Source organism: Chryseobacterium sp. MA9 (genome assembly GCF_024399315.1).
GTDB lineage: Bacteria > Bacteroidota > Bacteroidia > Flavobacteriales > Weeksellaceae > Chryseobacterium.
This window is the reverse complement of record NZ_CP075170.1, coordinates 3,783,226-3,797,843: the sequence shown is the minus strand read 5'-3', so window position 1 is coordinate 3,797,843 and position 14,618 is coordinate 3,783,226. Positions and strand designations below refer to the sequence as shown.

9 protein-coding genes are annotated in these 14,618 nt (G+C 35.1%); 6 read left to right on the top strand and 3 right to left on the bottom strand.

All coding sequences use genetic code 11. The features are described 5' to 3' along the window. Positions 1–116 precede the first annotated feature (116 nt). Positions 117–440, bottom strand: a complete 324-nt coding sequence (locus tag KIK00_RS17275) for a DUF6660 family protein (RefSeq protein ID WP_255813601.1) — start codon at positions 438–440, stop codon at positions 117–119. A gap of 375 nt (positions 441–815) precedes the next feature. Here KIK00_RS17275 and KIK00_RS17270 point away from each other — a divergent pair, with 375 nt between their 5' ends. From KIK00_RS17270 to KIK00_RS17245, 6 genes are all read left to right on the top strand, one after another. After that, a complete protein-coding gene (locus tag KIK00_RS17270; RefSeq protein WP_255813600.1) occupies positions 816–1,685 on the top strand; it encodes a cell wall anchor protein in 870 nt (289 codons plus the stop codon). A gap of 6 nt (positions 1,686–1,691) precedes the next feature. Then, on the top strand, positions 1,692–2,159 hold the full coding sequence (locus KIK00_RS17265) for a hypothetical protein (protein ID WP_255813599.1): 468 nt from the start codon (positions 1,692–1,694) through the stop codon (positions 2,157–2,159). A gap of 5 nt (positions 2,160–2,164) precedes the next feature. Further along, positions 2,165–2,338, top strand: a complete 174-nt coding sequence (locus tag KIK00_RS17260; RefSeq protein WP_255813598.1) for a hypothetical protein — start codon at positions 2,165–2,167, stop codon at positions 2,336–2,338. A gap of 195 nt (positions 2,339–2,533) precedes the next feature. Beyond that, positions 2,534–9,169, top strand: a complete 6,636-nt coding sequence (locus KIK00_RS17255; RefSeq protein ID WP_255813597.1) for an RHS repeat-associated core domain-containing protein — start codon at positions 2,534–2,536, stop codon at positions 9,167–9,169. A gap of 4 nt (positions 9,170–9,173) precedes the next feature. After that, positions 9,174–9,539 carry a hypothetical protein gene (locus KIK00_RS17250; protein WP_255813596.1) on the top strand — a complete coding sequence of 122 codons (366 nt, stop codon included), beginning with the start codon at positions 9,174–9,176 and terminating at the stop codon, positions 9,537–9,539. A gap of 26 nt (positions 9,540–9,565) precedes the next feature. Continuing rightward, positions 9,566–10,003: a hypothetical protein gene (locus KIK00_RS17245; RefSeq protein WP_255813595.1), complete on the top strand. Its 438-nt coding sequence runs from the start codon at positions 9,566–9,568 to the stop codon at positions 10,001–10,003. A gap of 125 nt (positions 10,004–10,128) precedes the next feature. Here the strand turns inward: KIK00_RS17245 and KIK00_RS17240 are convergent, their stop codons facing one another. Together KIK00_RS17240 and KIK00_RS17235 are read right to left on the bottom strand one after the other, a co-directional pair. Beyond that, the gene (locus KIK00_RS17240) at positions 10,129–11,622 is read right to left on the bottom strand and encodes a RagB/SusD family nutrient uptake outer membrane protein (RefSeq protein WP_255813594.1); all 1,494 of its coding nucleotides are present in this window, start codon (positions 11,620–11,622) and stop codon (positions 10,129–10,131) included. 17 nt (positions 11,623–11,639) lie between these two features. Beyond that, the gene (locus KIK00_RS17235) at positions 11,640–14,573 is read right to left on the bottom strand and encodes a TonB-dependent receptor (RefSeq protein ID WP_255813593.1); all 2,934 of its coding nucleotides are present in this window, start codon (positions 14,571–14,573) and stop codon (positions 11,640–11,642) included. Between the last annotated feature and the right edge of the window lie 45 nt (positions 14,574–14,618).

Here is a 14,618-nt window from a genome sequence, read left to right as displayed (position 1 = left end):
TGCATACAGCATAAAATACTGCAGCAAAAATATCCTGAAAACCTCTGCAATGGTATTGCAAAGTTTCAAGCACATTTAAGCATTAGAAAGTTTAACTTTCTAAAAGTCAATTAAAATTAAATTTTAGGAGGCTGCCAGATAGGATCGTAAATCTGGTAAGCAAAGTCGTTTTTATGGAATAAGATTTTCTTTGAAAAATAAGCAGGTATCTGCTCAGGAATTTCCAACAAAGGATCCATTTTAAACGCAGAAACCGTCATCTGACAACAACTGCATGCACAGAGCGGAGAACAGATATCTCCTTTTTCTGTAGAATGAACTCCATTAATACTTAATGAAATCTTATTATCACCTATATTCAACGGATGAGACGTGTCTTCACATGGCATCAATGATAGCGCCATGAAGTAAATTGCCAGTATCCATCTTAAGAGGTTCATTGTTACAAAGGTAGAGATTTTTTCTAAAATTGAGAACTCTTGCTATATAACTCGCTCATAAAAAGTATAATTTTTAGCTCCAGTTTATTCTATCAAATAAACTGGAGCTAAAAAAAATCACCATATAGATAATTATAACAATAAAAAAACAACAAAAAGAAATATTTATTAAATAAAATACAATACCAAATAGTTTCTATTAAAAAATATTAATATATAAAATAATTCTTAAAATAAATAACATATTTTTATAAATTTGCGAATTAAAAATTCGTCAGGGACATTTACCAATTGATAATAAAATTATTATTAACACGACACCAATTGTCGCCTTGCGGCTATAGCTTTACAAAAAACAAATTTTAATTAATAATTATGAAAACACAATTATTTTCGATTGCACTTCTAGTTTCATCATTTACTTTCGCACAAAGCTGGAATATCACAGGGAATTCAGGGACTAATCCATCCAATAATTTTATTGGAACTACAGATAATCAACCGTTAGTTTTGAAATCTAATAGTATTGAGGTTGTTCGAATTAAGCCTAATGGGAATGTGGGGATAGGAGTTATAAGTCCCGATGCCAAATTGCATGTAGCTCAGGATAATATAAATAACCAGAATTTGGTTTTAGGAAAGTTTACATCCTCCGGGCCAACCGGGGGTAGTGCTATAGTCGGTTTAACATATAATAGTACTACTGCTAATCTGGAAGTAAATTCTACATACGCAGGTAATGGCTTCAGATATGGAACTTATGGTGACTTTAATATTGAAAATGATACTCCATCCCCAGATTTTGGAGCAATTAATTTTATTACAAACAAGAAAGTGCAAATGGCCATTATGCCCAATGGCAATACTTCATTACAAGGAAAGTTTGAAGCCAAAGAATTAAAAGTAACCCTAACTCCTACTGCTGATTTTGTATTTGATGAAAAATACGATCTCCCAAAATTAGAAGAAGTTGAAAAACATATCAAAGAAAAGAAACATCTTCCTGAAATTGCTTCTGCAAAGGTTATGGAAAAAGAAGGTGTAAACGTGGGAGAATTTCAAATTAAACTATTACAAAAAATAGAAGAACTTACATTGTACTCAATTGATCAGAATAAACAAATAAAGCAACAGGCAGAACAGCTGAAACATCTTAAGGATGAAAATGAAGATTTAAAAGTCCAATCTGCTAAAATTGAAAAGCTCGAGCAGCAGGTTCAGAAATTATTATCAACAAAAAAATAACCACAAATGAAAAGAAAATTACTCTCACTATCATCGCTGATGATAGGGTTCTTCGGCTTTTCCCAGACCGAAGTTTATTTCAAATATGATGAAGCTGGAAACCAGAGATACAGAGGAATCGATGCTGCGGCTAAAAAAGCCGAAGAAATTGTTTCAAAAGAGTCAAAAGTAGCAACCACTACCAGAGAAGTTCCTGTTATTGATGAAAAAGCTTTCCTGAAACAAATACGCCTGTATCCGGTTCCTGTTAATGATTATCTTACCATAGACTGGACAGAGGAAGTAGATGGATTAATAGAATCCGTTGCATTGTATCAACACAGTACTGTTCATTGGAAATTCCAGCAGCAGAATATTCCAGGCTTAAATCGTCAGATCAAAATCAATATGATTGGGTATGACTGGGGAGTATATGTTGTACGCTTTACGCTAAAAGATGGCAGAATTTTCAGTAAAAACATCACCAAACGATAAGAATCATGAAACTTTACGCTAAGAAAATACAACTATTTTCATCATTCATACTGTCTTTATGTTCAGTATTGGGCTTTTCACAGACCATACTGTATCAGGCGGAAAGTACCTCAAGAACCATTCAGGATCCACAAGTAGTAGTACTTGCTCAAGGATTTCAGGCTAAAGCAACTATTTGAAATCCTTTTGTAGCCAAAATTGGACCTGCTACAGAGAATCCCGGCGGAGGACCCACAGATTCAAATGCGGGGGCAACTAATCCATCGGGAACAACAGCCCCGGATGGAAAGAATTTTCATGATACCAAGGGTAATATTGAGGTTAACGGAGCTGGGCAATTACAGTTTACTTTACCTATTGCTTTACCCCCGGGAGTGAAAAGTGTAGCACCTCAGGTTAATTTAGTGTATACCAGCGGTTCTTCTAATGGGATTGCAGGATATTCTTGGAATCTTTCCGGGGTTACGACAATCTCAAGAGTTGGCAGGAATATTGAAAAGGATGGAGAAGTAAAAGGAATACAATTGGATTATTCTGATTATTATAGTTTTAATGGACAGCGATTGATTCTTAAGTCAGGCGAATATGGTAAAGACGGCGCAGAATATGTGACGGAGAAATATTCCAATATCAAGATAAAATCATTTGGAGCAATTACAGGACAATTATGGAAAGGACCTGAATATTGGGAAGTCACTTTTGAAGACGGAACCCAGGCATGGTATGGAGCTATAACATCAAGTAGCAGCACATCAATCACTCCTGTTGATTATAATATTGTAAAATGGAAAGATATAAATGGAAATTATATCACTTATAACTATTCTCAAGCAGTATCAACCAATGTTAGTTTAATCTCTTCTATAGAATGGGGAGGAAATGAAAAGATAACTAAGCCACATTTCAATAAAATTGAATTTAATTATTTTAATGAAAGATTTTTAAAAGAAATAAATTATTTAAATGGCGTTAAGTTTATACAAAATAAACTATTAAAAGAGATTATTGTAAAAACTAATGGAAACCAATTTAAAAGATATGCAATTACCTATGCAGATAATGGAACAAACTATCAGTTTGTAAACAAAGTAACGGAATACAATTCCAATGATCAATATGCTAATCCAATTACCATAGAATACGAACCTTATCAAGCAAGCAATGAGGAAACAACTAAGGAAAACAATATTGCAAATACAAATACAAAAAAATATGGTGATTTTGACATGGATGGTATTACTGACTATCTTGAATATATTCCTACCCCTGGAACTGCCGGTTCTGTGCAGGTAGGGGTTATTAACTTCAGGAATTCAGTCTATAAAGACGTGCCAATTATGCCGTTAAAATATGAGCTTAATCGGTTTACATCAAGTGAATTTGCAAAAGCAGCAACTATAACTTTTAAGAAAGATGGCTATGTGAAAAATAAATTAGGTGTTGTAATACCACATAAAGTAGCAACTTCAGATCCTAAGAAACCCAACTATGAGCTTCTGGTATATTCAATAGACGTTTCTGGTCTAAATTTTAAACTAGAATTCTCAAAATTAATACCATATAATATATACAATCCTGGAGGAGAATTAAGTGGAGGCACTGAATGTATAGAAACATCACAACTAAGTGTAAACTATTTAGACAGCTATGATTATGATGGAGATGGTATTTCCGAACTAATGATAGGATTTGGCAAACGAAACCGCTGCACAAGCCCGCCACTAGAACCAAATTCCATTTCTAGCAGCAGTATAAATCCCATCAGTGAAACACCATCTCTTCTGCATCCTTCCATTAATTCTTCAAATGTAGAATATGGAAGCGATATTCTTGCTGAAATGGAATCAGAAAATTCTCCTAATTATATTATTCCTCCCGATGGTGGCACTGTAGATAATTTCACATACTACTCATCATTTATCATGGATATTGATGAAAATACAGATGTTAGCAATAGTATTTACAAATATGATCAAGGAGTTAGTATTAATACTTCAGGAGACCCTAACAAAGACAACCACTATATTGATTTAAATGGAGATGGTATACAAGATATTGTACAAATAAAATTTGATGGTACTATTACTGGTGTCTATAATTTCCGTAAACAAACTGCTGGAACTTATGCGAAAGTAAATATTGGAGAATTTTCCGGACAGAAACTTGAAGGTATATCTTCTGGCACTCTATATGGTGACTTTAATGGAGACAATAAAGTAGATGCTTTAGTTCCTCAAGCTAATAAGTCTTATAACTGGAATCTATTTCTTTCGGATGGAAAGAAGTTTAACCAATCTTATATTAATAATTTTATCTACTATAGCTCCGGGACAGAAGTATTAAAGGAAACAAGTCATCATGTATGGGAATCAGGAGGAGGTTGTTCATATTCAGATAGCAGATATTTTCAATACAATGTTGCAGACTTAGATGCAGATGGCAAATCAGATATTATTGTTAGTTATGTATTTATGACAAATCATGAATGGAGTCAGCATCATGATGAAGAGAAAACGGTTTTGCGTACTTTCGTTTATTCAGTTAATAAGACAACAACGGACAATACTGCAAATTTTGCCAAAGCTTTCTATTCAAGCGCAGGAGGAGACAGTGCTTTTTTACAAAGTTCACCTATTCAAACCAATGGAGATTTAAATTTTTATAGAGTTAGGGATTGGAGTAGAGAATATGCCCAAAAAGTTATTCCTTTCGGAACATTAAGTTTAAACAAAACGAATCAGCAAATTATATCAATAGGAAAGCCTGATGACTGCTCAGGCGTAATTGGCTGTCCTTACAATTATGTTACTCAATATGGATATTCATACACCCCTTCATTAGCAAGAATCAAATTTATTAAACAGAGTGATATTACAACTGAAGTTTCTTATCAAGAACTTAATTCTAATGCTGATACAAACTTCTACAAGCCGGTAAAAAAAGAGTTGTTCCCTTATTTTGAATTAGAACAGATTCCATTATCTTTTGTTGTATCCCAGCTTAAACAAGAAGGCAGGAAGCAGGACTTCAGATACAGAGGATTCTTAAGCCATTTGCAAGGCAAAGGAATGATCGGCTTCCGTCAGTCCTCACGTTCTTCATGGTATGCTGATGGCTTTGAAAATACCAAGATATGGTCAGGAATTGAAATGGATCCATTAAATGATGGCACAACAATAAAAGAATGGAGCATCAGAACCAATAATGAAAACAATATCTTCCCGGCAGATATTTCAGAGAATAATACGCAGCTTTTAAGCTTTAAATCTACAATTTATCAGACCGATAAATTATTAAACGGACAAATCGTAACAGGGGTAATCGCTGATACCGATAAACCAAAGGTGATAACAGCTCTTGTTCCAAAAAGTACAATATCCAAAGACTTTTTAACCGGAACCATTACAACAGGAAATATTACCTATGGAGACTACTATTTACCCAACCAAAGTATTTCCAATGTCAATAATGGATATGGAATTACTACATCTACATTTGAATATATCCATAATCCTTCGGGAATAGGAGCAGATTATTACATAGGTCGTCTGAAAACTAAAACGGATGCTACTCAGGCTTATGGTGATACAAAATCGGTAAAAGAAGAATACACGTATGAACATAATCTTTTAAAAACACAGAAAACGTGGAATAGGGATAATACAGGATATTTGCTGGAAACTTATAATTATGATGGTTTTGGAAATATCACCGGAAAAACGACCAGCAATAGTGTAGATTCCCAAACCCAAACCAATAGCACTTTGTATGATCCCAAAGGTAGATTTGTAATACAAAAAACAGATAATTTAGGATTAGAAACTAATATTGAATACAATGATTGGGGACAAATAAAAAAACAAACCGATCCTTTAGGAAATACCCTTATCAATACTTATGATACTTGGGGAAAACTATTGACTTCTAAAACCAACTTAGGAGGAACAAGCACTTATGAATATAAAAGAGACGATAATGCAAATATTACTGTTATTCAATACGACTCTGATGGAGATATTTCAAAGAAATATACCAATAAACTAGGACAGGAATACAAGTCTTCTACCAAAGCATTCGGACAAGGACAATATGTTTCCCAAGAGACTCAGTATGATGTTTTAGGAAGGAAAATTAAAGAATCAGAACCTTATTTTGAAGGACAAAGTGCTTCTCAGTGGAATCTCATTGCTTATGATGATTCTGTATTCCCTGCCAAAGCAACGGCTACAGCATTCAATGGAAAGAAAATGGAGACTTCTATTTCCGGACTTACTACAACTATTAAAGAATTGAATGGATACGGAAGAACAACGTCAAAAACCACTGATGCTTTAGGAAAGGCAGTTTCTTCAACAGACAAAGGAGGAACGATTAATTTCACCTATAATGCAGCCGGAGAACAGATTAAAGCTCAGTATGCAGAAAATATTGTCACCACAAAATATGATTCTTGGGGAAGAAAATCAGAGTTCAATGATCCTTCCAATGGATTATATAAATATGAATATGATGGTTTCGGACAGCCAAAGAAAACAATAAGTCCAAAAGGAACGAAAGAATATACTTATAATACTTTAGGGCAATTAATTTCTCAAAAAGAAATTTCTACGACAGATGGAGGGCAGGCAACCAATAAGATAATCTCTTATGCTTATGATAATAAAGGTAGAATAATTTCAAAAGGGGGAACTTCCAAAGGAAAAGCTTACAGCTCAAACATTTCCTACGATCCACAGGGAAGAGTACTCTCATCTTCAGAAAGTAGCAATGGTAAATACTTTATCCAGAAAGGAATTACTTATGATGATAAAGCAAGGGTAATTTCTTATGAGAAGCAACTCTATTCTTCTGGTGTTCTTACCAAGGTTCAGATTGAAAATGTGTACAGTGCTTGGAATGGAGAACTTACACAAATAAAAGACAAAATAACAGGTAAGAGCCTGTGGGAACTTAAGGAAACCAATGCCAAAGGACAAGCCTTAAAAGCAAAGCTGGGAGCAGCAGATATCAACAATACTTATGATACAAATGGATTCTTAACAAACGTCAATCATTCATCAGCTGTTAAGCCAAGTATTTTACAACTTTCCTATTCATTTAATGCCATAAAAAATGAATTGAATAGTAGAACAACGGGAGGAGATTTCAATATTGTAGAATCCTTTGATTATGACGACAACAACCGACTCATCAACTGGACGAATCCTGTAACAGGTATTAAACCTTCTTCAAACAGAAATATTTATGATGTGAAAGGAAGGATCATGGAAAACGATCAGGTGGGAACGATGAAGTATGAAAATTCGGCTAAAATTTATCAGTCAACAGGAATGACATTAAATGCAGCAGGAACTCAGAATTATAACAATGACCTAATCCAAAGTATTATTTATAATGAAAATAATGACCCTGTTTTCATTGATGGAATGAAAGGAGATGTTGCCATCCAGTATGGCTTGACCAGCATGAGACAAAGAGTGACGTATGGAGGTAACTTCAGCATTGACGGAGATGGGAAATTCACCAAGTTCTATAGTGAGGATGGAAGCTATGAAATTGTAAGAGATAATACAACCGGAAAAGAAAAGCATATCCTGTATATCGGAGGAAATCCTTATGAAAGCAATATCATCTATCTTAAAAATTATAATGAAACGGGAGGTTCTTATAAATTCTTGCACAAAGATTATATTGGCAGTATCTTAGCGATCAGTGATGAAGCTGGAAACAAGCTGGAGCAGAGACATTTTGATGCATGGGGTAACTTCACACATTTACAAATAGGAAATGGAGCCATAATTACCGATAAAAATATAATTGATAGCACTTCGTTATTAGTAGAAAGAGGTTACACTTCACATGAACATTTTGCAGAAGTAGGCATTATCCACATGAACGGGAGACTGTATGATCCGTTATTAAGAAGGTTCTTAAATGCAGATGAAAATATACAGGATCCTTATAATACCCAAAATTACAATAAGTATGGGTATGTGTTCAATAATCCATTGATGTTTAACGACCCGAGTGGAGAATGGATCGTTGAATCTGCATTCTTGTCAGCAGTGATTATCGGAGCTATGGTAGCATCATTCAGCTATACGATTATGACTTCGATTAGTGGGCAAAATTGGGATTTAGGACAGTTCTTTAAATCTACCTTATTTGGTGCTGCCTCTGCGGCTGTTACCTATGGCATAGGAACTGTATTTGTCACCTCGGCTGGTACTGCTACCCAAATTGCAACAGAGCTTGGGAAATTGGGAACTATTTTAGTACAGGGAACAGCACATGCTTTAGCACAGGGAATCATATCCTTAGTACAGGGACAAGGTTTTGAAAGCGCTTTTGTTTCAGGTCTTTTGGGTAGCTACGGTGCATCGGCATTTAGTGCTGTTGCTGGTAAATTTGCTAGCAGCGCAGTAGGAACGATTGCTTCTGGTGCTATTTTAGGTGGCGTAGGTTCTGAGCTTACTGGAGGAAACTTCTGGCAAGGAGTTGTAATTGGTGGCTTTGTTGCTGGGTTTAATCATGGGATGCATAAAATTGGGAATGAATTCACTCAAAAAGAACCACAGCAGAAGAAAGAATCTTGGGATTTAGATGGCGATGGAAAAATGGACTTAGGTGAAGCAAACAATTGGTATAGAAAAGGAAAGGGACAAGCTGTAACATTAGATGCAAAAAAAATAGATTTAGATTTTGTTGATACAAAAGGCTGGATTAAAGGAAAAACGTATAATGTTCAAACTTTAATAAAATCAAGTGATGGTAGAGTATTAGGAAATATTACAGTTAAATATCTTGGAAATAATAAGGTAACTATATTATCTGACACTTATAATTTTGAACAACATGGAAAATTTATGGATAGTCCTTTTAGAAACGCTGCTACAGTTGTCGGTAAATGGTACGCAGGCCAAGGAGGAACCGATTTTCAAATAAATTTTAAAGGTATAAATACTATAAGACCAAGAGTATATAATTTTGAAAGAGGACCTAAATATTAACTATATGAAATATCTAATTTTTATAACAATTACATTTTTTACGATATTTTCTTGTAACAATTCTGATAAAGTTGAAAAATTACCTTTAGGTTATGAAGTATTATATGAAGGAGGAAGTCAGAATAGATTATTGAAAAATAATGAGCTAATTATTGATAGCGGATTAGTCGATTGTAAATTTAAAAATGATTATTTATTAATTTCTATGGATACAACTTATTCTATGAATCCACAAAAAATAAATAAGAAAAATCTGAAATATTTTATACAAAATATCAAAAAAGATACTATTCTCAAAGAAATATCTTTTACAGGTCTTTTAAAAATTATAAAAGAAAAATCCTTAGAAGATATAAACATTACGAAATAATAATTATTTTCATTTAATCAAAAACAATGAAAATCAAACATTTAAACAAAACCGCACTAATCTTATTTTTGTTCTTCATCTGCTGTTCAAAGGAAAAAGAACAAAATAAACCTAAGGATATCTCAATAGAAAAATATAAAAAAGAGATTCTGATGAATGGCAATATTGATGCTTACAAACAACTAACGTTATATTATCTTAACTCACCATTTCGTAATGAAACTTTACCCTACTCAATTGTAATGGCAGATAAATATAATAACGGAGATGCCTGTCATGAGATCTTTGTACAAATAATTGGACTGAAACAAGCTCCAGGGACTCAACATTATGATCTATCCCTTTTTAATAAGTTGAATAAGGGCGAAAAGGAATATGTCTTATTTTATTTGAAAAAAGGAGCTAAACTGAAAGATATAGGATGTATAGTAGCTCTTAGAGACCTTGGTATTTCTGACAAATAGTATAACCATTGTAACAAATTATTCTTTAAAACAAACCCGTTGCTTTTTTAGCAACGGGTTTTTATTAAAAAACCACCGCAATCGCAGTGGCTAAAAAAATCAAATCTAATTATAAGTATGTCTCCTTATAAATTCGGGTTATTCTCAGACTCTCTCTGTGGAATACTGAATAAATAATAGTTACTGTTGGGTACAAAAGCAGATTTATCTGGGAAATCAAGAACAGAATGTCCTTTACCGTCTACAGTTTTCACGGTACCGTCCGGTGTAGTGATCTGAACTTTTATAGGTTTACCATCTGCATCTACAAATGGTTTTCTTACTACTGTTCCCTGCGTTCTGATAATATCTGAAAGGGAGAATCCTTCTCCGAATAATTCTTTTCTTCTTTCAATCAAAACTGCATCTAGCACAGCATTCTGTGACAATGATCCAGAATAAATATTAGCATTTCTGGCAGATTTCAACTGATTCAATACTGCGACTGCCTGAGAAACATTTCCGTTTCTCGCTTCAGCTTCAGCTTCAATCAGATACATTTCCGCAGCTCTCATGTAAACAATATCAGCAATAAGGGTTGGCTTAAATTTAAACTTAGCATACCTCAGCAATCCTTCTCTTCCTTTCTGCCCGTCCCATGAAAACAACTGGTATCTGATATCATTGGTATCAAAAAGATCTTTAAAATAAGGATCCGCCATAAAACTGTAATAATAACTTCCTGATGAAGAAACATCCAGATAATGGAAGGCATAACTTTCATCAGACTGTTCCTGTGTCTGACCGTGTCCCCAGATCCATTCAGCATTGTTTATATCATTGAAGCCATCTTTATATTTCTCCGGGGCCATCAAAGGGAAACCTTCTCTTGCAATTTTCGCAGATGCTGAAGCTTTACTCCATTCACCTGTATTCAGATAAGTTCTTGCTAAAAGCCCGTTCACTACAGCACGGTTGATCTTATCCTTATTGTTTCTTGTATAACTTTTCAGCAGGTTATCAGCATCAGTAAGATCGCTTTTAATCAAAGTATAGATCTCTTCAAGACTTGCTCTTTTCTTCCCTACTGTGCTTGTTGTGGAAGGTTCGGTATAAATTGGAGCCGTTAAAGCTGACTTGTCTTTCAGGTAACTGAACTGATAAAAACTCGCAAGATTCAAATAACAGAAAGCGCGTAATGCTTTTGCCTGACCTTTCACCTGATTCTTTTTCTCCTGACTGCCTTCTGTCCCGTCAATTCTTGTAATCACATTATTCATATTATTGATAGTGGAATACAACATAGTCCAGATAAACAACGGTCGGCTTGCTGTACTGTTCACCATCTCTGTGAAGGCATAAGTGGAAGCAAAACCATATTTATTAGTCAGAACTGCCACATCACTTCCCATCGCATCACTGGCTCTTAAAACAGTAGAATAGCCGATATTGGCATATGTTGTTCCGTCATTATTAAATTTTGCCCAGGTACCGTTCACAACTGTTTCTGCACTTTCAACTGTTTTAAAAACCTCTACACTATTAGCCTGATCAGTTGGCGCTGTATCAAGATCATTCTCACAGCTTGTCAACGCTAAAAATCCGATAAGAGCAAACGATAGATATTTTAATTTTTTCATTGTTTCAATTTTAAAGGTTAAAGTGTTGCCTGAAGACCAAAAGTGATCGTTCTCATTGCAGGATATCTGTAATACGTTGTTCCATCCAAAGCCTGTTCAGGATCCATTCCTTTATGTTTATAGAATGTCAGAAGGTTCTCTGCCTGGATATAAATTCTGAATTTTTTAAGCCCTATTTTCTCAAAATAATCTTCAGGAAGTGTGTATCCTAAGCTTACATTTTTAAGCCTTGCATACGTTCCGGAATACAGAAATCTTGAAGATGTTGACGTCCAGTTATTCGTTGTTGTACTCAATCCCGGAACATCTGTATTAGGGTTTTCCGGAGTCCATCTGTTCAGCATTTCCGCACTCCATGCACGTCCTCCCGCACTTCCGTTATGCATGATGGAGGTATAGTCGGTATCCAAAATCTTCCCTCCGATTTTGAATGTCAGTAATCCTGAAAAATCGAAATTCTTGTAATTGATACTTGTACTGATTCCTCCTGTCAGCTTAGGCAATGCAGAACCTTGCAACAACTTTGTTGCTTTGGAATATTCTGAAGTAGTTCCTTCCACTGAGTTTCCGCTGGCATCTGTAGAAACCGTTTTCCACAATGGTTTTCCATTGCTTGGATCTACCCCAGCCCATTCCGGAATAAAGAAATCATATACGGAACCTCCTACTGTTAATAACTTAGTTCCTACCACAAGAGAACCTCCAGGTAATTTGGTTACTTTATTGTTTAAAGTGCTCAGGTTAACATCCACATTCCATTGGAAATCATCATTCTTAACTGGCGTTGTAAATAGTGAAAATTCAAATCCTGTATTCTGAATGGTTCCGATATTGGCAGGGTAATCACTGATTCCCAATGATGGAGCAACCGGCATATTAAACAGAAGGTCCTGGCTTTTTCTTTTGAAGTATTCGATATTTCCTTTAATTCTGTTATTCAGAATGGCAAATTCCAATCCTACATTTAAATTAAGGTTGGTCTCCCACTTTACATTATTGGTAGATGTTTTTTCAAGCGTTGTTCCCGGTTCTCCACCAAGACTGATAAATCTGTACAACTCCTGATACGCATAATAAAGCGGCTGGCCGTTGGGTCTAAGTAATTTGTCATTCCCTTGGCCTCCGTAGCTGGCGCGTAATGTCAATTGATTGAAAACATTCAAACTTTTAACAAATTCCTCGTTTGAAATCTTCCACGAACCTCCTACTGACCAGAATCTTCCCCATCTGTTGTCCTTTGCAAATCTCGAAGAACTGTCTGCTCTTCCTGATGCAGATAAGAAGTAAGTATTGTTATAATCATACTCTACTTTCCCAAGGAAACTTAATAGACTTAATTTATTACTGTTCCCACTGAAACTTCCCAATAAAGAAGCAGCATCAGGTTCATAATAATAAGGCAGAGAAAACTGGCTTCTTGTTCCGGAAATAGTCTGATAGTCATATTTATAGAATTCATGCCCTGCTAAAGCATTTACATGATGTTTTCCAAATTTCTTATCATAAGTAAGAATATTACTGGTGGTGTAAGAAAGTGTTCTGGTATTTGTTTTCGTTACCGAACCTCCAATCTCCGCACCTTGTCCCAGCAATGGATTTGAATAATAATGTCCATTATAATTCACTAAATCAACAGAAAAACTTGTCTTGAATTTCAGTTCCGGTAAGAAAATAAATTCCATGAATCCTTTTCCGGAGAAATTATCTTCTTTATTTTCATTTTTGTCTAATGGCAGTGTTGCTGCGGCATTCTGATTCTGTAGTGCATTGGTAGGTCTGTACTTTCCAAAATCATAAATCGGGTTTCCGTCTGCATCCAAAATATAAGTTCCATCTTCATTTCTTTCATAATAAGGATAGAAGGAAGGAATAAATCTTGCTGCGTTGATGATGTTGCTCGCCTTAGAATCTGAAGAAGTAGGAGCTTGCTGAATACTGTTTGTATAATTTAAGTTTACCCCAACATTCAGCCATTTTTTCACTTCAGAGTTGATCTTTAATCGCGTATTGTATCTTTTATATCCTGATTCAATAGCCATCCCTTTATCATCCAGGTAACCTAATGAAAAGAAATAATTACTCTTTTCACTTCCGCCACTGATATCAAGATCTACCTGATTTCTTGAAGCAACTCTCTGCAAAATATCTCTCCAGTCATCATTCCAAAGTGCTGATGCACCAGGTAATAATTTTCCATCTGTTCCTACTGGTTTTGGATAAGCAGTTCCATATGGGTTAATTCCAAGTGTAGAAACAAGATTGTCTGTTGCCATCTGAGCAGCCTGTTGTGAAGAAACTTTTCCGGATTGATATCCGTTTCTCAATGCTTCCCAATATAACTGAAAGTATTGGTCTGTATTTACCTGTTCATAATCTTTTACGGCTCTTCCAGAAAATCCCTGGCTTATATTAAAATTAACTTTTGCTTCCCCTTTTTTACCTGATTTTGTGGTAATAATGATAATCCCATTTGCTCCTCTTGATCCATACAAAGCACTTGCTGTAGCATCTTTCAGAACACTGATAGATTCAATATCACTTGGACTGATAGAGTTCAGATTTCCGTCAAAAGGGATTCCGTCTACTACATATAAAGGATCACTGGAAGCACTTATTGAACCAATCCCTCTGATTCGGATGGTAGAAACAGCACCTGGCTGCCCTGATGCACTTGTCGTTTGAATCCCTGCAACCTGTCCTTCCAATGCTTTGGTAATATTGGTTACAGGTCTGTTATTAATCTTATCACTTGAAATTGTAGCTACAGAACCAGTATAGCTGTTTCTTTTAGCTTTTCCGTAAGCTACAACTACTACTTCATCAATCTCTTTTTCATGAAGGCTATCTTTTTTCGGCTTGGAATTCTGTGCACTTACGCTGGTCACACCCAGAAAAAATGCAGCAACCGGAGGTATCCAAGCTTTAGAAGTGAATAAATTATTGCTAATCATAATCAATTTTGTTTATCATATATTAAAATTTTTCCCTTTGCAGAA